Consider the following 20,783-nt stretch of genomic DNA (forward strand, 5'->3'; position numbering starts at 1 on the left):
TCCGGCGTCAATCGACGCTGGCGCCGGAGATTTTCACGGCTTCGGCCCAGTTCCTGGCCTCTTTGTCGATGAAGGCCTGGAACTCCTCGGGCGAGCTATTATTGACTTCCCCGCCCATGGCGACAAGCCGCTCGGTCATTTCAGGGGTGGCGACTATTTTCGCGACGTCCTGATAGATTTTCTGGCGCAGCTCCTGAGGCATGCTGGCCGGCCCGAACAGGCCGAACCAGGTGGCGGCCTCGAAGCCCGGCATGCCGGCCTCGGCGAATGTCGGCACATCGGCTATGGCCTTGACCCGCGTGGCGTGCGCCAAGGCTATGGGCCTGAGCTTGCCGGCCTGGATGTTGGACACGGCGGCCGACAAGGTGACAAAGGCGAGCTGCACCTGCCCGCCTATCAGATCGGTGATCATGGGAGCGTCGCCGCGATAGGGGATGTGGACCAGCTCCAGGCCTTGCTTGGACTTGAACAATTCGCCGGTCAGATGCTGCGGCGTGCCGTTGCCCGTCGACGCTATGGTCATGCCCTCCTTGGATTTCTTTATGTCGCCGATCAAGTCCGGCAGGGTCTTCGCCGGCAAGGACGGCGTGGTGACCAATACCAGCGGGATGGTCGATACCAGCGTGATGGGCGCAAAGTCCTTGAGCGGATCGTACTTGAGGTTCTTGTAGAGGCTGGCGCTGATGGTGTGGGCCGCCGTCGTCATATACAAAGTATATCCATCGCCCGCCGCGCGGCTCAAGGCCTCGGCGGCCACCGTGGTGCCTGCGCCTGGCTGGTTGCGTATCACCACGGGCTGCTTCCATACTGCCGGCAGTTTTTCGGCGACCAGCCTGGCGATGACATCCGTAGCCCCGCCCGCGGGATAGGGCACGACTATCGTCACCGGCCTGTCGGGAAATGCGGCATGGGCCGCGCCGCCCGCCGCCATGCAGCCGGCCAGGGCGATACCTGCAATATGCTTGATCAGTTTCATTGAAGTCTCCGTTTCATGTGCGCCGCGATGATCGCAGCAGAGGTTGCACGCCCGGCAGGGCGTGGATGCGCGAGCGATCCCTCGATCACTCGACCCACTTTTGTTTTGCCCACAACGCGCGAAACTGCGTGTCGGCTTCTTTCAGCCGGGCTTGCCATTGATCGCCCGGCAAATAATCCATTTCGGTGAACTGCTGCTTCATGCTGCCCTGGAATTCCGGGTTCTTGGCGACGCGGTCTAGCGCCTGCATCAGCTTCTTTGCCACTTCGGGCGGCAGATTCCTGGGCGCGACCACTCCGCGCTCCGAGGCGAACACCAGGTCGACGCCCTGCTCTTTGAAGGTCGGAACGTCGGGCGCCAGTTCGGAGCGCTTTTCGCTGGCCTGCCCGAGGATGCGCAAGGTCTTGCCGTTGTATGGCATGGCTTCGCCCAGGTTCATGCCGCCTATCACCGCATGGCCGCCCATGACCGCGTTGCGCAAGGGGCCGGCGCCGTTGAACGGCACGTGGTTCAGATCCACCTGGGTCAACTGCTCGAACAGCACCATGGCCAGATGGTCATCGGTGCCGACGCCGGTGGAGCCATAGCTGATGGCCCCGGGCCTGGCCCTGGCGTCCGCTATCAGGTCATCGAGGGTCTTGTAGGGCGCGTCCAGGCTTACGCTGAACGCGCTCGGATCCCGCACCAGCGTGGCCAGGTAGGTAAAGTCCTGGGCGGTAAAGCCCGACTGGCGCTCGATCGGCAGGGTCAGCAGGCCGGGCATATTGGTCATGCCCAGCGTATAGCCGTCGGGCTTGGCGCGCGCGACCTGGCTCAGGCCGATCGCGCCCGACGCGCCCGGCTTGTTGATCACCAGGATGGAGCCGCCCAGCTCCTTTTCCAGATAAGAGGCAAGAGTGCGGGCCGTGATATCCGTGCCCCCGCCCGGCGCGAACCCCACCACCAGTTCGATAGGGCGATCCGGCCACGCGAACGCCGCGGCCGCCGACAAGGCCAAGGCCGCGCCCACGGCGGCCTTGGCAAGCAAAGGTTTGAATCCTGACATTGATGATCTCCTCGACCGGATTTCTAATAATCGACGGCGGCGACATGCGCGCGCCGTTGCGTTGCGTTGCGCTCCACTACAGGAGCTAGCCGGCTTCCTGCGCTTCGCGCCATGCCAGCAGCCGCTCGACGCCTTCTTTCATGCGCACTTCGGGCTGCCAGCCTATCTCGCGGCCGGCAAGCTCGTGGGGGATATGGAAAGCGCCGCCGGAAGTCAGGCGCACGGTGTCGGGCGGGTCGGGCTTGACTTCAGGCTGCAGGTCGCTCTTGCAGTAATCCAGCACCAGCTTGACCAGCTCGCCCGTGGTGATGGGCTCCGGCCCCGATACATTCACCGCGATATCGGTCGCCGTGCTGCCCAGGGCCGCGACGTTGGCGCGCGCCACATCGGAAACGTGCACGAAGTGCTTGGTGTCTTTGCCATCGCCCGGCAGCAAAGGCCGTTCGCCCTTCTTCACGCGGTCATAGGTTTCCATGATGTAAAGGGAATTGGCCGCCCGGTAGTGCTGGCGTTCGCCATACACCGTGGAATAGCGCAGCACGACATAATCGAGGCCATGTTTTTGATGATACTGGCGGCATAACTGCTCGCCCATGATCTTGGAGACGCCATACAGGATGGCGGCGGGCGGCGCTCCTTCGGAATGGAAAGGCCCGTTTTCCACCAGGGCGCCATGGATGCCGCTGCCGTAGCCATAGACGGCATTGGAGGACGCGAAAACCACTTTCCCGACCTTGTTGACGCGGCATGCTTCCAGCATGTTCTGGGCGCCGCGGATATTCACATCCACCGCCTGCCAGGGCGTCTGGGCAAAGCCCAGCGTCATATAGGCGGCCAAGTGCACCACGCCGTCCACGTTCTCGGTGGCGGCCAGCAGATCGGGCAAACGCATCAGATCCGCGCGCAATACCTTGATCCTCGGGTTGCCCACCAGATGCGCGATGGCATCCATCGAGCCAAACGCGAAATTATCCAGCAAAATCACCTCGCGCGCGCCCGCCTCCAGCAGCAGGTCGGCCGTGTGCGATCCCACAAGGCTCGCGGCGCCCGCGATCAGGATGCGCGACTCGCCCAGGTTCAACGCCTTTCCTCGTTTCTTTTCCGTCATTCTTGATGCTCCAGATTTTTAAAGTCCCAATGGTTTTTCGTGCATGCCCCAGTAGAGGCTCTTCACCTGGCTGTACAGGCGCAAGCCGTGCAGGCCCTTCTCGCGTCCGATGCCGCTGTCCTTGAAGCCGCCGAAAGGGGTGGCGATATGCGATTGCTTATAGGTGTTGATCCAGACCGAGCCTGCCTCCAGCTCGCGGGCCACGCGCCATGCGCGCGCATAATCGCCCGTCCACATCCCGGCGGCCAGGCCGAACGGCGTATCGTTGCCTTGCTCGATCACGTCGGCTTCGTCCGCAAATGGCAGCGCCACCAGGACCGGGCCGAAAATTTCTTCCTGGCACACGCGGGCCTTGTTGGACAAGCCGTCGATCACGGTAGGCATGTAGAAGCAGCCCTTGGCCAGATCCGGATCGGCGGGCGGCTCGCCGCCGACACGGACCCTGCCGCCTTCCTTGCGGGCCAGGTCGACGTAGCCCGCGACCTTGTCGCGATGCGCGCGCGAGACCAGGGGCCCCACCTGTGTGGCCGGATTGTCGGGCATGCCGACGCGTATGGCCCGCGTGCGCTCGACCACTGCGTCGAGGAAGCGGTCGTAGATGCTTTTCTGGACGAACAGGCGCGAACCCGCCACGCAGCTTTGTCCGGCGGAGCCGAAGATGCCCGAAATGACGCCCGCGACCGCCTTGTCGAAATCGGCGTCATCGAACACGATATGCGGCGATTTGCCGCCCAGCTCCAGCCCGACCGGTATCAGGCGCTGGCCGGCGATCGCGCCGATGGCGCGGCCGGTTTCCGTTCCGCCGGTGAAGGACACCATGCGCACGCCGGGATGCTTCACCAAAGCGGCGCCGACATCCTCGCCCAGGCCCGGCAATACCGTCAGCAGGCCCTGCGGCAGTCCGGCCTCGGCGCAGATGCGCGCCAGCTCGATCGCCAGTTGGGGAGTCTCTTCGGAAGGCTTGATCAATACCGCATTGCCCGCCGCCAGCGCCGGCGCGGCCTTTTGCGCCTCGTTCATGATGGGCGAATTCCACGGCGTGATGCAGGCGACCACGCCAAAAGGCTCGGCCAGCGCCAAGGAGAAGTACTCGCCGCGCGGCGAGGTCACTTCGTTCTGCCAGGTTTCGCAAACGGCGGCGTAATAGCGGAAATGCCCCGCCGCGCTGTCGACCATGTTCAGGCATTCTTTCAGGGGCTTGCCGCTGTCGGCCATTTGCAGGCGCGCAAGCGCGTCGCGCTCGGCCAGCAGCCGGCGGCCGATTTCGTACAGCGTCGCGGCGCGCTGGTCCGGGCGCAGTTTGCGCCAGGGCTTGTTGCGAAAGGCATCCCAGGCAACCGCGACGGCGTCGTTGACGTCCTCCGGAGTGGCTCGCGCCACCCGCCCCGCAATGCTGCCGTCGGCGGGATTGATGGACGTGATGATGTGGCCGTCGTCGGCGCCCTGGCGCAAGGAATTGCCGACGAGAAAAGGCGTGACAGGAATATCCATAATGTCTCGAAGTCGAAGAAGCTAGCAAGAACGCTATCTTCCAGCACTCCATTCATAGACACAAATAGATATTTTTCTATTATTATTAGTCTATGACTATAAATATAAAATATCGCTCGCTCAAGGCTCTGCTGCTGGCGGCGGAAACCGGTTCGTTCACCCACGCCGCGGATCGCCTGGGCGTGACGCAGCCCTCATTCACCTCGCTGATACAGGACCTGGAAGCCATCCTGGATGTCCGGCTGTTCGAGCGCACGACGCGCAGCATAGGCCTCACGGCCGCGGGGGCGGAATTCCTGGCCCGCATCCAGCGGCCGGTGGCCGACCTGGAAGAAGCTTATCGCAGCATGCTGGATCTGGCCGCCGTAAAGCGCGGCGCCATCGTGCTGGGCGCTCTGCCGTCCACCGCCCTCACCTTCATCCCGGCCACGCTCGGGGCGCTCCAGCACAAGCATCCGGGGCTGCAGATACGGGTGGTCGAGGCGCACAACGATGAGCTCCTGACCATGCTGCGCACCAATCAGATCGAATTCGCGCTGGCCACCCTGCTGGGCGCCGCCCCCGACCTGGACTTCAAGCCTTTGGTCGCCGACTCCTTCTTCGCGGTATACCGGTCCAAGCATCCGGTCGCCGTCATGGAAAGCCTGCACTGGGACGAGCTGGTTCCGTTCGATCTGATACTCCTGTCCCAGGGCTCCAGCGCGCGCGCGCAATTCGACCGGGCCGTGGCCAACAGCGCGGCGCCGGCCGGCCTGCGCTACGACGTGACGCACATGACCACCGCCGTCCAGCTGGTGCGCCAAGGGCTGGGCGTGGCGCTGCTGCCGCGCCTGGCCCTGCCGGCGCTGCACCTGGAAGGCCTGCTCTACCGCCCTATCGACGACGACACCGCGCAGCGCACCATAGGCATACTGCAGCGCCGCGACCGCCATCCCTCGCCCGCCGCGCAGGCTTTCTGGAAGGAACTGGAGAAGGTCGCGCGCTACACGGAAAAGACATTGCCGCCCCTCGGGCGGCCCTAGCCCAAACCCTGGGGCCTGCCCCCGGCCGCGCGCCACTGCGCCACGGCATCGCGCAGTTCGCGGCGGATGACCTTGCCCGTGGTCGTCATGGGCAATTCGTCGACGAAGAAAATTTCGCGCGGGTATTCATGCGCCGCCAGGCTTACCCTGACATGCTCCTGGATTTCCCGTTTCAGGGCATCGCTCGGGACTTGATCGTCCTGCAGCACCAGCACCGCCACCACGATCTCGGTCCGCTGCGCGTCGGGAGCGCCCACCACGGCGGCCATTTTCACCGCCGGATGGCGCAGGATATTGTCTTCGATCTCTCCCGGCCCGATGCGATAGCCCGCCGAGGTGATCACATCGTCGTCGCGCCCGACGAAGTGGATATAGCCCTCGGCGCCCATCGTGCCGACATCGCCCGTCAGCAGCCAGTCGCCGGCGAATTTCGCCGCCGTGGCCTTGGGATTGTTCCAGTACTGCAGGAACATGACGGGGTCGGGGCGCAGCACCGCGATATTGCCGGGAGAGCCCGGCGCCACCGGCTCGCCCGCGGCGTCGACAATGGCCAGGCGATGCCCCGGCACCGGGCGGCCGATGGCGCCGGGGCGGGCCGGCATGATGTCGGCGCACGACGAGACCGTCATATTGCATTCCGTCTGCCCGTAGAACTCGTTGATCGTCAGCCCGAAGGTGCGCCTGCCCCAGTCCAGCAATTCGCCGCCCAGCGTTTCGCCGCCGCTGGCCACCGATCGAAGCCGGTAATTCCAGCGGCTTTCCGGACTGGCCACCGAGCGCATCATCTTCAGGGCCGTGGGCGGCAGGAAGGTGTTGCGTATGCCGAAGTCCTGCAGGAACTGGAAAGCGGCCTCGGGCGTGAATTTCTGGAAGCGGTGCGCCACGACGGCAATGCCGTGATGCCAGGCGGGCAGCAATACATCGAACAGGCCGCCTATCCAGGCCCAGTCCGCCGGCGTCCATATCCGGTCGCCTTCCCGGGGGAAAAGGTTGTGCGACATCTCCACGCCCGGCAAATGGCCGAGCAGCACACGGTGCGCATGCAAAGCGCCCTTGGGCTGGCCGGTCGTGCCGGAGGTATAGATGATGACGGCGGGATCGTCGGCGGCCGTGTCGGCGGCGGAAAAATCGCCGCCGCGGGCGGCCATTTCACGGTGCAGGTCCAATACGCCCGGCGCGGCGCCGTCTATGCTGAACACCACGGCCAATGCCGGCAGGCGATCGCGTATCCCTGCCAGCTTGGCCGCCCCTTCGCCATTGGTGATGACCACCTTGGCGCCGCTGTCGGCAAGCCGGTATTGCAGCGCTTCGGCGCCGAACAGCGAAAACAGCGGAATGGCGATGCATCCCGACTTGTAGCTGGCGATGTGCGCGATGGCCGTCGCCGGATCCTGCGGCAACAGGATTCCTATCCTGTCGCCCGGCTCCACTCCCCGGCCGGCCAGCAGATTGGCAAGCCGGTTCGATGCTTCATGCATCTGGCCGAAGCTGTAATTGCGGGCCTCCCCATCCTGGTTCACATGGATCAGCGCCAGGCGCCCGGGCTCCCGCTCGGCCCATTTGGCGCAGGCGTCGACGCCGATGTTGTAGCGCGGCGGGATAGACCACGCGAAGCGCTCGCGTATGTCTTCATAACTTGCTGGTGCTGTCGGCAACATGGCGCTTCCCCGGACTGGTCTGTGGGTTGATGAAATGTCTTGAACTATGCATATCCGCCTACTTTAGCAGCAGGCGTAATTATGCATGCATTCATCCGCCCAGCTGGACATTCTCCAGCTCGTCCCATTTTTCCGCGCTCGCCCCGGCCAGCGCCCGCACCCGGTCCTCGTTCTGCCCGAATTCGGCGGCCGAGCCTTCGTACACGATGCGCCCGTCATCGAGCACATAGGCCCGGTCGGCGATTTCGACGGCGGCGCGCACATTCTGTTCGATCAGCAGGATGGAAGTGCCTTCGTCGCGGGTGGAGGCGATCACTTTGAAGACATCCTGGACTATCAGCGGCGCCAGCCCCTGGGAAGGCTCGTCGAGCAGCAGCAGCCTGGGGTTGAGCAGCAGCGTGCGCGCAATCGCCAGCATCTCCTGCTCGCCGCCCGACAACTGGCGGCCCTTGTGGGACTTGCGCTGGGCCAGGCGGGGAAAGAGTTCATATACCCGCGCAATGGTCCACGGCCCGGGCCGGTCGACCGGCACCTTGAGATTCTCGTCGACCGTGAGATTGGCGAAAATGCGCCTGCCCTCGGGCACGAAGCCCACGCCCAGCGCGGCGATCCGGTAAGGCGGCAAGCGGGTGGCAAGCTGGTCGAACACGCGCACCGCGCCGCTGCGCGCCGGCGTCAAGCCCATGATGCTGCGCAGGGTGGTGGATTTTCCGGCGCCGTTGCGGCCCAGCAGGGTGACCAGCTCGCCCTCTTCCACGACCAGATCGACACCGTCCAGGATATGGCTTTTGCCGTAATAGGTGTGCAGCCCCTGCACTTGCAGCGCTTTCATGCGGCTTTCCCCAAATAGGCTTCCTGCACCCGCTCGCTCGCCGCGATCTCGTCGGGCGCGCCCTCGTCGAGCACCGCGCCCTCGGCAAGCACGGTGATGCGATCGGCCAGGTTGAAAATGACCCGCATGTCGTGCTCGACCAGCACGATAGTGAGGTTTTGCGATCGGTGCAATTTGCGTATCAGCACCGAGGTGCTGTAGGTTTCATGGCTGCCCATGCCGGCCGTCGGCTCGTCCAGCAACAGCAGGCGCGGCTTGAGCGCCAGCGCCATCATGATCTCGGTCGCGCGCTGATCGCCGTGGGACAGCTCGCCCACCAGCCGATTGGCGTGCGCGCCCAGGCCGCCCAGTTGCATGAGCTCGTCTATCCGCTCCTTGATGCGGACATCGGCCGCCCGCGTCAGCCACGGCTGCATGCGCAGGCCCTGCGCCAGTTCGACCGGGATGCGAAGATTCTCCCGCACGCTCAGCTCGGGAAAGATTTCGGTGATCTGAAATGTCCGCGCCATGCCCCGCGCAACGCGCTCGTGCGGCGCAAGCCGGGTGATGTCCCGGCCATCGAGCAAAATATGTCCGGCGGTCGGCTTGAAGAAGCCGCTGATCAGGTTGAAAAAGGTGGTCTTGCCCGCGCCGTTGGGGCCGATCAGCCCGCGCAGCTCGCCCGCCTCGACGGCCATGGAGACATCGTCCACGGCCACCAGGCTGCCAAAATGCTGCGATACGTGGCGCACTTCCAGCAGGCTCATGACAGCTTCCTGCGGATGATGCCGAGCACGCCGCGCGGGAAAAACAGCACGATCAGCACGAAGAACACGCCGATGAGGAACATCCAGTTCTGCGTGTAGCTGGAAACATAGTCCTGCAACACCACGAAAATGGCCGCGCCCACCAGAGGCCCCCAGAAAGAACGCATGCCGCCCACCACCGCCATGATGACGAAGTCTCCCGACTGGGTCCAATGCAGCGTATGCGGATCGGCGAAGTTGTTGAGCAGCGCGTAAAGGGAACCGGCCAGGCTGGCGAAGAAACAGGAAATCACGAACGCGATCCATATGTGGCGCTCGACGGGAATGCCCAGGAAGCGGGCGCGGCGTTCATTTTCGCGTATGGCCAGCAAAGTGCGTCCAAAGGGCGAGCGCAATATCAGGGCCATGGCGAGCGCCGAAACGGCAAAGATCAACAGCGCCATGTAGTAATAGGTTTCCCCGCTGCCGGCGATATCGATCCGCGTGAAACCCAGGTCTATCGGCTTGCGCGACCAGCCGGTCAAGCCGTCGTCGCCGCCGGTCACCGAGCTCCAGCGAAACGCGATGAAGTAGAACATCTGGCCGAAGGCGATGGTCACCATGGCGAAATAAATACCGCGCAGCTTGACGATCAGCGCTCCCACGACCGCGGCGGCTATCGTCCCGGCCAGCACGCCGACGACGATGGCCAATGGCGTGCTGGGCGCCAGGTACTTGAGCAGCATGCCCGCGCCATATGCGCCCAGCCCGAAATAGGCCGCATGGCCGAACGACAGCACGCCGGTGAAGCCCAGCAGGAAATTCACCGACATGGCGGCCAGGCCCAGCACCAGCACGCGCGTGGCGAGCCCTGTGTAGCCGCCCACCAACCCCATCCAGTAAGGCATGCTCAGCAACGCCGTCCATAGCAGGATGACGGCGAGCGTTTTTCTATTCAGGATAGTCACAGGTTCATCCCTTCTTCGCCAAGCAGGCCGCGCGGCCGGACCAGCAGCACGAGCGCCATCATGATGTAGATGACCGCCTCGGACGCCGACGGCACGAATACCGTGGCGATGCCCGACGCCACGCCTATCAGGAGGCCGCCCAGCAAGGTGCCGAACAGGCTGCCAAGGCCGCCCACGATGATGGCCACGAAACTGGGCATGATCAGGGAATCGCCTATGGTTGGCTGCAGGCCGAGCAGGCCCGCGGCGAGCACCCCGGCCAGGCCCGCGAGATAAATCCCCAGGCCGAAGTTCAGGTTGCGCAGAATGCGCACATTGACCCCCAGCGCCGAGACGGTTTCCAGATCCAGCGTGCCGGCGCGTATGCGTATGCCCAGCCGCGTGCGGGTCAGGATGAAGAACAGTCCGGCCACCGCCAGCGCGACCAGCACGACCATGAAGACCCGGTATCCGGTCAGGAAGAAGAAATAGGAGCTCAACGGCCGGGTAAGCCACCCCGGCACCTGGAAGGGCAGGCTTTGCGCGCCCCAGATATAGCGCGTGCCGTCCTGGAAGACATAAGCCAGCCCGAATGTCAGCAGCAGGCTGTAGAGCGGATCGCGCCCGTACAGGCGGCGTATGAGCACGCGCTCGACCGCCAGCCCGAGCAGCGCGGTCAGCAGTGGCGCCACGACCAGGGCGCCCCAGAAACCCAGGTAGGGAATCAGCTCATAGGCGATATAAGCGCCCAGCGCCAGGAAGCCGCCATGGGCGAAGTTGATCACGCTGGTCAGGTTGATGATCAGGGACAGGCCCAGCGCCATCAGCGCATAGAACGCCCCGACGATCAAGCCGTTGAAAACATTGAACAGAATCAGTTCAGTCATTGCGCGCCTTGCCTCCCCATGCCGGTGCCGGGCCGTAAGACCTCAGGCGGGCCAGGTCATTTTGCAGCCGGACTCTTGCACCGTGCCCGCCATCTCGGCGCCGTCGACCACCTTGTCGACGTGGAACAGGTCGTCGGGCTGCGAGCCCTGCGCCTGCGCATGGCCAACAAAAATGGACCCGATCAGCTGGTTCTGGCCGGCGCGGTAGAACGGCGCGTTCGGCATCAGCCCGACCTCGGGCGGCAGATGCATGCCTTGCAGGGCGCGGGCCATTTTCACGGCGTCCAGCGATTTGGCCTGGTTGGCCGCCAGCGCGCAGGTCCATGCGCCCACGAAGCCGAACCAGGTCCGCGCCGTCGGCACGCGGCCGGTCTTCTTCTTGATGGCAGCCACGAATTCATCGACGTGGGGAACGCCGGGCTGAATGTGGTACCACTCGGCATCCCAATCGCCTATCCGGGCTTCGGGCGGCAAGCCCTCGAGCACCTCCAGTTCGGTATTGGCGCCGGCAAGATGGAAGCGCTTGTCAAGGCCGAACTGAACGGCCTGCTTGAGCGCATTGAGCAGATCGTCGCCATTCATCAGGAAAACAATGACGTCCGGGCCCGTGGCCTGCGCCTTGATGAGATAGGAAGAAAAATCCGTCGTGCCCAGCGGCGTGAGGTCTTCGCCGAGCTTGGCGCCGCCGTACTGCTTCAAGTTGGCGTCGTAGCCGTCTTGCAGGGTATGGCCGAAAGCGTAGTCCGAGGTGATGAAATACATCTTCTTGCCGTAGCGGTCCATCAGGGACTTGGCAATGGCATTGGTCAGCATGCGTGTCGTATTGCACACCCGGAACACATTCCAATGGCAGGTGGTTCCGGTGATGGCATCGGTGTGGCCGCCGGGCACGACATGCAGCACGCCCTTCTCGCTGCTGACCTGGGCCATCGCCAGGGAGAGCCCGGAATTGACATTGCCCAGCAGAAAAGAAACCTTGTCGCGGTCTATCAGCTTGCGGGCTTTCTGGACCGCGGTGCCGGCATCGCCGCTGCTCGAATCCTCGCTCAGGAGTTCGGCCGGGCGTCCGAGTATGCCGCCCTTGGCGTTGATCTGCTCGATCGCCAGTTGGCAGCCCGTCTGTTCGTTTTTGCCGGTGGCCGCATAAGTGCCGGTGAGCGGGTTGTCCAGTCCCAGCTTGACCGGCTGCTCGCCCCGCGCCTGGATGATGAAGGGCGGCGCCAGTTGCGCAATGCCCGCCGCCGCGGCAAGTTGCAAGACAGCACGGCGGCTGACCGGGGCTGAGGTAGTTTGACTTTCCATTGAAAGACTCCTTCTACGCCTGGCCTGTGCGAGCGAAGGATCCCCGTGTGTCCTTGGACGGACAACGTATCAAAAGCCGCACTGGTCTGCGTGACGCTGTTACCCCCGGGCTCTTAATTTGCTCCTGAATATATATCGTGTCAAGATATTATTGCCGGACCGGGCCGAAAGGCCTAGTGGAGAACTCCGGCCCAAGGGCCGGAGCTTCGTCCACCTCGCGGCCTGCATGCCGCTCGGGCTCGTGGTCAATCCAACAGGCCGCGTTCCTGCATGAAGGCCTGGACATATTCCAGCCGCGCGACAGGGTCCCGCAGCGCCAGCAGGCGCAGCTTCTCTTCCATCGGCAGCGGCAGCAGCTCGCACCAGCGGTCGGCCACCCAGCCGCTTTCATCCAGCCGGAAAGGCGGCGCGAACGGCATTTCGGCCGCCGGCATGCCATCCCTCTGCAGCTTCGCGATCGCCCCGCCCAGGGCATTGGCGCTCGCCTGCAACTGCCGGGGTATCGGCGCCAGCGGATCGTCGTCTATCGGCAAGGCATCGCCCACCCATAGACCGTATCTGCCCTGCTCGCTGGACGCCAGGTGAAAGCGCGTCGTGCCTGTGCAGCGCAGATGCAGCAAGGCGGGCATGGGCGCGCTCCATTCATCGATGCGCGCCATGGTGCCAACCGCGGCCAGTTCTTCCCTGCCCTCGGGACTGCGCAGCTCGCTGCCGCTGATCAGGCTGACCACGCCGAACTGCGTCCCGTTGGCGATGCATTTCCTGATCATGTCCAGGTAGCGCACTTCAAAGACACGCAGGGTCAGCACGCCGGCGGGAAAAAGCGTGGTTCCCAGGGGAAACAGGGGTATCGTGTTCATAGTCGCGGGCCCTCCGGAAAGCCGTTTTCCCGGGTCGATTCAGGTAAAACACATTTAACCACGCGGGCAATACGCCGGCGCCGCGATAAAATCGATTTTTTACCTTGCGGGCTGCCATGAAACACTTATTCGCTTTCATTATCCTGAGCGCCGCCAGCCTGCTGGCCAATAGCGCCCATGCCGAAAAAATCGGCTGCGTCAGCACCACCTGGCGCGTGGTCAATAATGATAAAGTCTGCGTGCAGTCATTCCGGGACCCGGAAATAGACGGCGTGGTCTGCCATGTATCCTATGCCCAGACCGGCGGGATATCCGGCGCGCTGGGCTTTGCCGAGGACCCGTCGCGCTTTTCGATTGCGTGCCGCCAGTCGGGCCCGATAGCCGGCAAGAAGCCGATCGCGCAAAACGAAGAAAACGTATTCACGCAGCGCATGAGCTTTCTGTTCAAGGGCTTGAACGTTTCCAGGCTGGTGGACAAGGAAAACCATTCCCTGATCTACCTGGTCGTCAGCGAAAAAATCATCGAAGGCTCGCCCTTCAACAGCATTTCCACGGTCCCCCTCATGCCCTGGGGCGGGCAGGAGCCCAGGCTGGAAATGAAGTAGGCCGCAAGGGCCTAGGTCTGCTGCATCCAGCTTTGCAAGCCGTCCACCCAGGATTGCGCAGGCAGGCCCCATGCGCCGCGTATCTGCGCGGCGCGTTCATATAGCGCGCTGAAATCCACGACCGGCGCCCGCTTGAAGGCGATCGCCACGACATTGCCGTCATGGACTTCCGGCAGCCAGGCCACCGCCTCGAATGCGAGCCCCATGGCTTCCAGGTTCTTGCCATGATAGGGAGGATCGCAAAACAGGTTCACCGTCATCATGCCGCCGGGCGCCAGGCAATCCGCGCATGCCTGATAAAACCCGGCCGACTGGAAGACCGGCGCGCGGGCCTCGGCGTCGTACAAATCCACCTGCAGCACATCGGCCGCGCCGCGGTTCGCCGCGTCCATCAAGAAAGCCATGGCATCCCTTTCCACGACATCGAGCCGCGCATCGTCGGGCGGCAGGGCGAACGCGGACCGGCATGTGTCGATGACGGCGCGATGCAGCTCCACGGCCGTCACCGTCGCGCCCGGAAAATGGCGATGGCAGAATTTGGTCAGGGCGCCCGCGCCCAGGCCCAACTGCACGATGCGGCCCGGCAGCGGATCAAAAAGCGCCCACATCATCATCTGCTGGACATATTCCAGCTCGATCGCATCGGGATCGGCCAGGCGCATCGAACCCTGCACCCAATGGGTGCCAAAGTGCAGGTTGCGCACCCCGTCGGCTTCCGTCAAAGTCACTTCCTGCATATCGGGATCGAATCCATTTTGAGTCTTAAATATCGGGCCGGCGGAACTTACGCCGTGCATCGCGTATATTACTAGCTGTCGGTTTTTTCATTTCCTTGAACGATGCGTATCCGCCTGCGTCCCGCCCTGCTCATCGCCGCCTGCGCCCTGCTTGCCACGGCCGGCGGCTATGTCATGCTGGACCGCTGGCAGCGGGCGACGATATTCTCGATAGAGCTGGGCGACAGCCGCTGGTGGCGCGAGCCACCGCCCGGCACGGAAATTTTCGACATCACGCTGCGCAATGCCGATAAAGTCAGGGCCTGGTACCTGCCCAACGCGGACCCCGGCGCGCCCACGGTTCTCTACCTGCACGGCTCGCGCTGGAACCTCAATGGCAGCGCGTTCCGCATGGAACGCTGGGCGGAAATGGGTTTTTCGGTATTGGCCATCGACTACCGCGGCTTTGGCGAATCGAGCCCCATCCTGCCTTCGCAGGCCAGCGCGACGGAAGACGCCGGCGCCGCCCTGCGCGAACTGGCGCGCCGCCAGCCCGACGCGGCGCGCCGCTATGTCTATGGCCATAGCCTGGGCGGCGCGGTCGCCGTCGCGCTGGCGGCGCAGGCGGACCAGCCCGCTTTGGCCGGCCTGATCCTTGAATCCGCGTTCACCAATATCCGCAGCATGATAGCCACCACCCGCTATGCGGGCATACCGGGCCTGGCCATGCTGATCACGCAGCCATTCGATTCCCTGGCCGCCATACAGGACGTGCGCTGCCCCATTCTGTTCCTGCATGGCACCCATGACAGCGTGGTGCCGCCAGCCATGAGCGATGCCCTGTTTGCCGCCGCCGGCAAGCGGCGCGGCTCGCTGCAGCGGCTGGTGAAGATAGAAGGCGCCTCGCACTCCGGCGCCAGCCGCAGCGGCATGGCCTATGACGGGGCCGTCAGGGATTTCATCCAGGACATCGCGGCGGCTACTTCCGCTGCAAGTCCTGCAGCGAAATTTCCAGCTCGTCATTGATCCATTGGCGCAGCGCGCCGAGAGGCGGCCAATCGCGCAAGGCGGGCGGATACACCAGATGGTAGACGTGCCCGGTTTCGTAGTCCAGCGCAACCGGCGAGAGCTTGATCAGACGGCCGTCGCGCAGGGCGTCGGCGGCCAGCAGCTCGCGCGCGAGCGTCAGCCCCAGGCCCTGTTCGGCCGCCTGCAGCATCAAGCCCATATCATTGAATTCGGCAACCGGCGTCACCTGCACCTGCAGGCCGGCGGCCGCGAACCACCTGCGCCAGATTTCCCGGTCGCCCAGCAATGGCTCGCGCAGCAGGGCGGCCGCGGGCTGCCCCACCAGCCGCCGGGCGTCGATGGCGCAGCCGACGACGAATAGCGGCATGGGCGCGTCGAACAGGCGCTCGGCCACCAGCCCGGGCCAGGGGCCGGTTCCTTGCCGTATCGCGGCATGGAAGCCTTCGCGCTGCAAGTCCAGGGCCTGTTGCGAAGCGTCGATCTCCAGGGCCAGGTCGGGGTGGCGCTCGCGCCAGCGGCTCATGCGCGGCAGCAGCCAGCGTTGCGCGAATGAAGGCAGCACGGTCACCCGCAGGCGCTGTTCGAGCCCGCAGGCCGCCGCCGCGGCGGCCTGCACGCCGTCATCGAGCTGGGCGAGGGCCGACTGGACGCTGCGCAGCAAGGCTGCGCCGGCCACGTTCAATACCACGCGGCGCCCGCGGCGCTCGAAGAGGGCAAAGCCAAGCTGCTCTTCCAGCACGCGGATCTGCTGGCTGACGGCGCTATGCGTCAGGTGCAGGACGTCGGCGGCCGCGCGCAAATTCTGCAGTTCGGCCACGCAGCGGAAAGCGGGCAAGGTATTCAAGGGCAGTCTGGACATCTGGTAAGCATATCCGACCAGAATGGGTAAAACAAGTTGATTCCATTGGAATAGCTGGGCGATTAAGCTTACCAATACCCATAATCAACAGGAGACCACCATGGCTGCCCTACCCGGCGAAAGCGCCGATTCCACCCTGCCAATAGCCCTGGCATGCCAGCCGGCGGCCGCGCCCACGCTATGGCGCCGCCTCTGCTCTTTGTTGAAAGCAGCGCGCAAAGCCAAATCCGACGAGGAGATCTGGGCCACCGCCCTGCCCGGCATCCTGGAGCTGGACGCCCACATTCTCAGGGATATCGGCGCCCCGGCGTGGGCCATAGCCCAGGCGCAACAGCGCCGGACCGCGCCGTCCAGGCTCTTGCAGGAATTGTCGGACCTTTAAGGGCGCGGGCGCGCCCGGCATCAGGCTGGCGCGGGGTGCTGCGCCAGCGTCCACGGCACGGCATCGCCCCGCGTGGCGCAGGCGGCAATTGCGGCGGCGGCGGGCTGGACATCGATATTTCGGGCGGCAAGCCAAGCATCGTCGTAATAGGTCGGCAGGTAGCGCTCGCCGCTGTCGCACAGCACCGTAACGATGGAACCCGCCTGTCCCGCTACATGCATTTCGCGGGCCAGATGCAGGGCCGCGACGAAATTGGTGCCGGTGGACCCGCCGCAGCGACGCCCCAGGCTTTGCTCCAGGTAGCGCAGCGCGGCCAGGGATATGACATCGGGCACCTTGACCATGCGGTCGATGATGCTGGGAATGAAGGAGCGCTCCACCCGCGGCCGGCCTATGCCTTCGATCAGCGAGCCCGTCTCGAGCTCCAGCGTATTGTCGTTGTTGACATAGGCGTCGAAGAAAACCGAGTTTTCCGGGTCGGCCACGCATACCCGGCTGTCGAAGCCCTGGTAGCGGATGTAGCGGCCGATGGTGGCGGTCGTACCGCCGGTGCCGCAGCTGCATACGACCCACGCCGGCACTGGGTGCGGCTCCTGGCGCATCTGGCTGAAAATCGATTCGGCGATATTGTTGTTGCTGCGCCAGTCGGTGGCGCGCTCCGCATAGGTGAACTGATCCATGTAATGACCGCCGAGCTCGCGAGCCAGCCTCTCCGATTCCCCGTAGATCTCGCGCCCGGAGTTCACCAGGTGGCAGTGTCCGCCATAGAATTCGATGGCGGCGATTTTTTCCAGCGATGTGCTCCTGGGTATGACGGCGACGAAAGGCAGGCCGATGAGCCGGGCGAAATAGGCTTCGGAGACCGCCGTCGAACCCGATGACGCTTCGATGACAGTGCTGCCGCGATTCAGCCAGCCATTGCACAAGGCGTACAGGAAAAGAGAGCGCGCCAGCCGGTGCTTGAGGCTGCCGGTGGGATGGCTGGACTCGTCTTTGAGGTAAAGATGGACATCCGGGTAGGCCGGCAAGGGCAAGGGAATCAAATGGGTATCGGCCGAACGGTTGAAATCGGCCTCGATCTTGCGTACCGCCTGCTGTACCCATGCCCTGCTGCTGTTCATCATAGTATGCCCTTCGCGCGCCCAAGAAAAAACCGCCCCCGCCATGCTAACAGCATTGCGGCATTTCTCAAGGCGCCAGCAAAGTCCAGGCGAGGCGCGCGGCAACCCGGGCCGTGTGGTTGTCGATGTCAAAGGCGGGATTCATTTCGGCAATGTCGGCCAGCCGCAATTTGCCCGAGGCCTTGACGCGCTGCGCGAACGCCTCCACGACGCTGACCGGCACGCCATACGCCGCGGGCGCCGATACGCCGGGGGCGACGGCGGCGGGCAGCACATCCAGGTCTATCGTCAGGTAGACATGGTCGGCCTTTTCCAGCAGCCCGTCGAGCTCGGCCAGGCGCTGATCCAGGTGGCGCTCCTGCATGGCGCTGTCTTCCACATACACGGCGCCGAGCTGCCCGGCATGCTCGAACAGGCCGCGCGTATTGCCCAGCCTGGAAATGCCGAAGCAGGCATAGGTGACCGGCTGCTCCTGGTCCCGGCAGGCTTCCAGTATCTGGTCGAAGGGTGTGCCGGAACTGCCCGGGCGGCTGGTCCTCAGGTCGAAATGCGCGTCCATATTGACGATCAGGATGGACGGCTTGCCGGCGGCATCGCCCCCGCTGCCGGCATTCAGCCCGGCCAGGTGGCGGTCCAGGCCCTGGAAGCTGCCCCAGGCGATTTCATGGCCGCCGCCCAGCACCACCAGCCTGGCCCCGGCGTCGAGTATCCGGCTGACGCGCTCGCCCAGTTCCGCCTGGGCCTCTTCCAGCCGGTCGCCTTCGCAGACGACGTCGCCGGCATCCCAGAATTCCCGCAGGCCGTGGGCCGGCAGGCCGGCCAGCATGGCGCGTATCGCTTGCGGGCCCAGGCGGGCGCCAAGGCGGCCGCGGTTGCGCTTGACGCCGGCATCGCTGGCAAAGCCCAGCAGCACGGCGCTGGCCGCGCCATAGCCGCCAGCCTGGGTTCTTACGATCTGGAACAGGCGGCGCGTGTCGCCTTGCTCGGCGGCATCGTCGCGGCCCTGCCAGGGGTTATCGGTGAGGTTCATAACGCGGGCTCTTCGTTCTTCAATACCGCCTGCAGGAAAGCCCGGGTGCGCTCTTCCTTCGGGCGCTTGAAAATGACTTCGGGCACGTCGGCTTCGATGATGCGGCCGCCGTCCATGACCACCACCATGTCGGCCATTTCCTTGGCGAAGCCCATCTCGTGGGTCACCACCATCATGGTCATGCCTTCTTTGGCCAAGAGCTTCATCACGCTCAATACTTCGCCCACCAGCTCGGGATCGAGCGCCGAGGTGGGCTCGTCGAACAGCATGACTTTGGGCTCCATGGCCAGCGCGCGGGCAATGGCGACACGCTGCTTCTGCCCGCCCGACAAGCTGGCCGGCATGGCCTGGGCTTTCTCCGACAGCCCGACTTTGGCCAGCAGGCCCATGGACAGCGCCTCGGCCTGCGCCGCGTTCATGCCGCGCAGGGTGCGCGGGCCGACAGCGACATTTTCCAGCACGGTCAAGTGGGGAAACAGGTTGAACGACTGGAAAACCATGCCGACCTGCGTGCGCAGCCTGTTGAGTTCTTTCTCGGGCAGGATCACGCCGTGCTCGATCAGGCGCTGGCCGCAGATATCGATGGTGCCTTCCTGGGCAAGTTCCAGGCCATTGCAGCAGCGCAGCAAGGTGCTTTTCCCCGAGCCGCTGGGCCCGATGACCACCACCACCTGCGACAGGTCCACTTCCAGGTCCACGCCCTTGAGCACCTGGTTGCTGCCGTAAGACTTGTGCAGCTGGCTGATTTTGATCATGGCGGGATTTGTCATTGCACCATTCCTCCGGCTTTCAAACGTAACTCGATGCGGCGCAAGACGACAGTGGTGAAGGTCGTCATGACCCAGTAGATCACCGCGATGACCAGGTAGATTTCCAGGGAGCGATAGGACACGCTGATGATTTTCTGGCCTTCGTGCATCAGATCGTGGATGGTCAGCAAGGACACCAGGGCCGAATTCTTGATCAGCGAGATGAACTCGTTGCCCAAAGGCGGAATCATGCGGACAAAAGCCTGGGGCAGGATGATCTTGAACATCGCCTGCGATGCCGACATGCCCAGCGAACGCGCCGCTTCCATCTGCCCCCGGTCTATCGACTGGATCGCGCCGCGCACGATCTCGGACACATACGATGCCGAATACATCCCCAGGCCCAGCACGCCGCAGGCAAAGGCGGGCAGCAGGATGCCAAAGCGCGGCAGGCCAAAGAACCAGATAAACAATTGAACCAGCAATGGCGTGCCGCGGAAGCAGGACAGGTAGACCGTGCAGAAGCCGTACAAGGCCTTGCGCCGGGGATTGAGGCGGCCTATGCCTATCAAAAGGCCCAGCACGCATGACAGGACCAGGGCGCAGACCGTCACCTCGATGGTGACGGACGCCCCGCTCAGCAGCGCGCGCCAGTCCGTGAATGCCGGTGTGAAATCAAAATTCATCGAGCGCCACCCTCGAACCACTTGTCGACGATTTTCTGGTAGGTGCCATTGGCCTTGATGCGCTGCAGCGCGGCGTTGAAGTCCTTGGTGAGCCCGGGCTGGTCCTTGCTGACGGCGATGCCGTACTCTTCGGTCGTGATCTGCTCATCCAGGACAGCCAGGTCGGGATGCGCCTGGGCGTACAGCTTGGCGGCCGGCTTGCCGGTGACCGCGGCATCCGAGCGGCCGATGCCGACCAGGTTGAACATCTCTTCGTTTTTCTCGACCTCGACGCGCTGCACCTTGGGATAGCTGTCCTGCAGATACTTGACCGACTTGGTGCCCACCTGCACGGACACCTTCTTGCCGTCGAGATCCTTCAGGGACTTGATGGGGCCGTCTTTCCGTGTCAGCACCACCAGGCCGCCGGCGTAGTACGAATCGGTGAAATCGACCACTTTCTTGCGTTCGTCGGTAATGTAGATGGCCGACACGGCGGCATCGGACCGCCCCGACAGCACCGCCGGAATCAGACCCTTGAAGTCGATATCGGTCCATTCGAGCTTTTTACCCATTTCCTTGACCAGCGCTTCGAGCAGTTCTATGTCGAAGCCGGTGCGCTGACCCGCCTTGGTGAATTCCATCGGGGGGAAGGTGGGATCGGTAACGATGCGGACCGTGTCGGATGCGGCATTGCCGGCGGCTGCAAAGCTGCTCAAGGAAACGGCGAGCAGTGTGGCGATTAGTGTTTTGCGGGATATCATGGCAACTCCA

At 64.0% G+C, this 20,783-nt stretch carries 22 protein-coding genes; 4 read left to right on the forward strand and 18 right to left on the reverse strand.

What is annotated here, in order from left to right; translation table 11 throughout:
* Nucleotides 1-7: 7 nt before the first annotated feature.
* From BUB23_RS17210 to BUB23_RS17225, 4 genes are all read right to left on the reverse strand, one after another.
* Complete coding sequence (locus BUB23_RS17210) at nucleotides 8-976, reverse strand: tripartite tricarboxylate transporter substrate binding protein (protein ID WP_073105240.1); 969 nt, start codon at nucleotides 974-976, stop codon at nucleotides 8-10.
* Between the two features lie 85 nt (nucleotides 977-1,061).
* Nucleotides 1,062-2,021, reverse strand: coding sequence for a tripartite tricarboxylate transporter substrate binding protein (locus tag BUB23_RS17215; RefSeq protein WP_073105242.1), 960 nt, complete (start codon nucleotides 2,019-2,021; stop codon nucleotides 1,062-1,064).
* 85 nt (nucleotides 2,022-2,106) lie between these two features.
* Nucleotides 2,107-3,129 carry an NAD-dependent epimerase/dehydratase family protein gene (locus BUB23_RS17220; RefSeq protein ID WP_073105244.1) on the reverse strand — a complete coding sequence of 341 codons (1,023 nt, stop codon included), beginning with the start codon at nucleotides 3,127-3,129 and terminating at the stop codon, nucleotides 2,107-2,109.
* Between the two features lie 18 nt (nucleotides 3,130-3,147).
* On the reverse strand, nucleotides 3,148-4,620 hold the full coding sequence (locus BUB23_RS17225) for an aldehyde dehydrogenase (RefSeq protein ID WP_073105247.1): 1,473 nt from the start codon (nucleotides 4,618-4,620) through the stop codon (nucleotides 3,148-3,150).
* A gap of 92 nt (nucleotides 4,621-4,712) precedes the next feature.
* Between BUB23_RS17225 and BUB23_RS17230 the strand changes: the two genes are divergently transcribed.
* On the forward strand, nucleotides 4,713-5,642 hold the full coding sequence (locus tag BUB23_RS17230) for a LysR family transcriptional regulator (RefSeq protein ID WP_073105250.1): 930 nt from the start codon (nucleotides 4,713-4,715) through the stop codon (nucleotides 5,640-5,642).
* Here the strand turns inward: BUB23_RS17230 and BUB23_RS17235 are convergent.
* The 7 genes from BUB23_RS17235 to BUB23_RS17265 all read right to left on the reverse strand — a co-directional run bounded on the left by BUB23_RS17235 (nucleotide 5,639) and on the right by BUB23_RS17265 (nucleotide 12,853).
* Nucleotides 5,639-7,300, reverse strand: coding sequence for an acyl-CoA synthetase (locus BUB23_RS17235; protein ID WP_073105254.1), 1,662 nt, complete (start codon nucleotides 7,298-7,300; stop codon nucleotides 5,639-5,641). The two genes, BUB23_RS17230 and BUB23_RS17235, sit on opposite strands and share 4 nt — an antisense overlap.
* 91 nt (nucleotides 7,301-7,391) lie before the next feature.
* Nucleotides 7,392-8,132 carry an ABC transporter ATP-binding protein gene (locus tag BUB23_RS17240; protein WP_073105257.1) on the reverse strand — a complete coding sequence of 247 codons (741 nt, stop codon included), beginning with the start codon at nucleotides 8,130-8,132 and terminating at the stop codon, nucleotides 7,392-7,394.
* The gene (locus BUB23_RS17245) at nucleotides 8,129-8,878 is read right to left on the reverse strand and encodes an ABC transporter ATP-binding protein (RefSeq protein WP_073105260.1); all 750 of its coding nucleotides are present in this window, start codon (nucleotides 8,876-8,878) and stop codon (nucleotides 8,129-8,131) included. Before BUB23_RS17245 ends, BUB23_RS17240 begins: the two co-directional genes overlap by 4 nt.
* Entirely contained in the window at nucleotides 8,875-9,765 is an 891-nt protein-coding gene (locus BUB23_RS17250) for a branched-chain amino acid ABC transporter permease (RefSeq protein WP_084136101.1), read from the reverse strand. The genes BUB23_RS17245 and BUB23_RS17250 overlap by 4 nt, the downstream gene beginning before the upstream one ends.
* 56 nt (nucleotides 9,766-9,821) lie before the next feature.
* On the reverse strand, nucleotides 9,822-10,691 hold the full coding sequence (locus tag BUB23_RS17255; protein WP_073105265.1) for a branched-chain amino acid ABC transporter permease: 870 nt from the start codon (nucleotides 10,689-10,691) through the stop codon (nucleotides 9,822-9,824).
* 42 nt (nucleotides 10,692-10,733) lie between these two features.
* Nucleotides 10,734-11,993 (reverse strand): ABC transporter substrate-binding protein, encoded by a 1,260-nt coding sequence (locus BUB23_RS17260; protein ID WP_073105268.1) that lies wholly within the window; start codon nucleotides 11,991-11,993, stop codon nucleotides 10,734-10,736.
* A 245-nt stretch (nucleotides 11,994-12,238) separates the two neighbouring features.
* A complete protein-coding gene (locus BUB23_RS17265) occupies nucleotides 12,239-12,853 on the reverse strand; it encodes an LON peptidase substrate-binding domain-containing protein (protein ID WP_073105271.1) in 615 nt (204 codons plus the stop codon).
* Between the two features lie 116 nt (nucleotides 12,854-12,969).
* Between BUB23_RS17265 and BUB23_RS17270 the strand changes: the two genes are divergently transcribed.
* Nucleotides 12,970-13,458: a CreA family protein gene (locus BUB23_RS17270; RefSeq protein WP_073105274.1), complete on the forward strand. Its 489-nt coding sequence runs from the start codon at nucleotides 12,970-12,972 to the stop codon at nucleotides 13,456-13,458.
* Between the two features lie 11 nt (nucleotides 13,459-13,469).
* Here the strand turns inward: BUB23_RS17270 and BUB23_RS17275 are convergent, their stop codons facing one another.
* Nucleotides 13,470-14,186 (reverse strand): spermine/spermidine synthase domain-containing protein, encoded by a 717-nt coding sequence (locus tag BUB23_RS17275; protein ID WP_342743860.1) that lies wholly within the window; start codon nucleotides 14,184-14,186, stop codon nucleotides 13,470-13,472.
* 111 nt (nucleotides 14,187-14,297) lie between these two features.
* On the opposite strand from BUB23_RS17275, the gene BUB23_RS17280 reads away from it, so the two are divergent.
* On the forward strand, nucleotides 14,298-15,200 hold the full coding sequence (locus BUB23_RS17280; RefSeq protein WP_073105276.1) for an alpha/beta hydrolase: 903 nt from the start codon (nucleotides 14,298-14,300) through the stop codon (nucleotides 15,198-15,200).
* Here the strand turns inward: BUB23_RS17280 and BUB23_RS17285 are convergent.
* On the reverse strand, nucleotides 15,154-16,062 hold the full coding sequence (locus BUB23_RS17285) for a LysR substrate-binding domain-containing protein (protein WP_073105279.1): 909 nt from the start codon (nucleotides 16,060-16,062) through the stop codon (nucleotides 15,154-15,156). The genes BUB23_RS17280 and BUB23_RS17285 overlap by 47 nt on opposite strands.
* A gap of 100 nt (nucleotides 16,063-16,162) precedes the next feature.
* Between BUB23_RS17285 and BUB23_RS17290 the strand changes: the two genes are divergently transcribed.
* Nucleotides 16,163-16,444: a hypothetical protein gene (locus tag BUB23_RS17290; protein WP_073105282.1), complete on the forward strand. Its 282-nt coding sequence runs from the start codon at nucleotides 16,163-16,165 to the stop codon at nucleotides 16,442-16,444.
* A gap of 20 nt (nucleotides 16,445-16,464) precedes the next feature.
* Here BUB23_RS17290 and BUB23_RS17295 read toward each other — a convergent pair whose 3' ends face one another.
* The 5 genes from BUB23_RS17295 to BUB23_RS17315 all read right to left on the reverse strand — a co-directional run bounded on the left by BUB23_RS17295 (nucleotide 16,465) and on the right by BUB23_RS17315 (nucleotide 20,773).
* Nucleotides 16,465-17,568, reverse strand: coding sequence for a PLP-dependent cysteine synthase family protein (locus BUB23_RS17295; RefSeq protein WP_218599059.1), 1,104 nt, complete (start codon nucleotides 17,566-17,568; stop codon nucleotides 16,465-16,467).
* Between the two features lie 64 nt (nucleotides 17,569-17,632).
* Entirely contained in the window at nucleotides 17,633-18,595 is a 963-nt protein-coding gene (gene hutG / locus BUB23_RS17300) for a formimidoylglutamase (protein WP_073105285.1), read from the reverse strand.
* The gene (locus BUB23_RS17305) at nucleotides 18,592-19,365 is read right to left on the reverse strand and encodes an amino acid ABC transporter ATP-binding protein (RefSeq protein ID WP_073105287.1); all 774 of its coding nucleotides are present in this window, start codon (nucleotides 19,363-19,365) and stop codon (nucleotides 18,592-18,594) included. Before BUB23_RS17305 ends, hutG begins: the two co-directional genes overlap by 4 nt.
* Complete coding sequence (locus BUB23_RS17310; RefSeq protein WP_073105290.1) at nucleotides 19,362-20,030, reverse strand: amino acid ABC transporter permease; 669 nt, start codon at nucleotides 20,028-20,030, stop codon at nucleotides 19,362-19,364. Before BUB23_RS17310 ends, BUB23_RS17305 begins: the two co-directional genes overlap by 4 nt.
* A complete protein-coding gene (locus tag BUB23_RS17315) occupies nucleotides 20,027-20,773 on the reverse strand; it encodes a transporter substrate-binding domain-containing protein (RefSeq protein ID WP_073105293.1) in 747 nt (248 codons plus the stop codon). The genes BUB23_RS17310 and BUB23_RS17315 overlap by 4 nt, the downstream gene beginning before the upstream one ends.
* Nucleotides 20,774-20,783 lie beyond the last annotated feature (10 nt).

The sequence above is a fragment of the Pollutimonas bauzanensis genome, from assembly GCF_900129885.1.
Lineage (GTDB): Bacteria > Pseudomonadota > Gammaproteobacteria > Burkholderiales > Burkholderiaceae_B > Pollutimonas > Pollutimonas bauzanensis.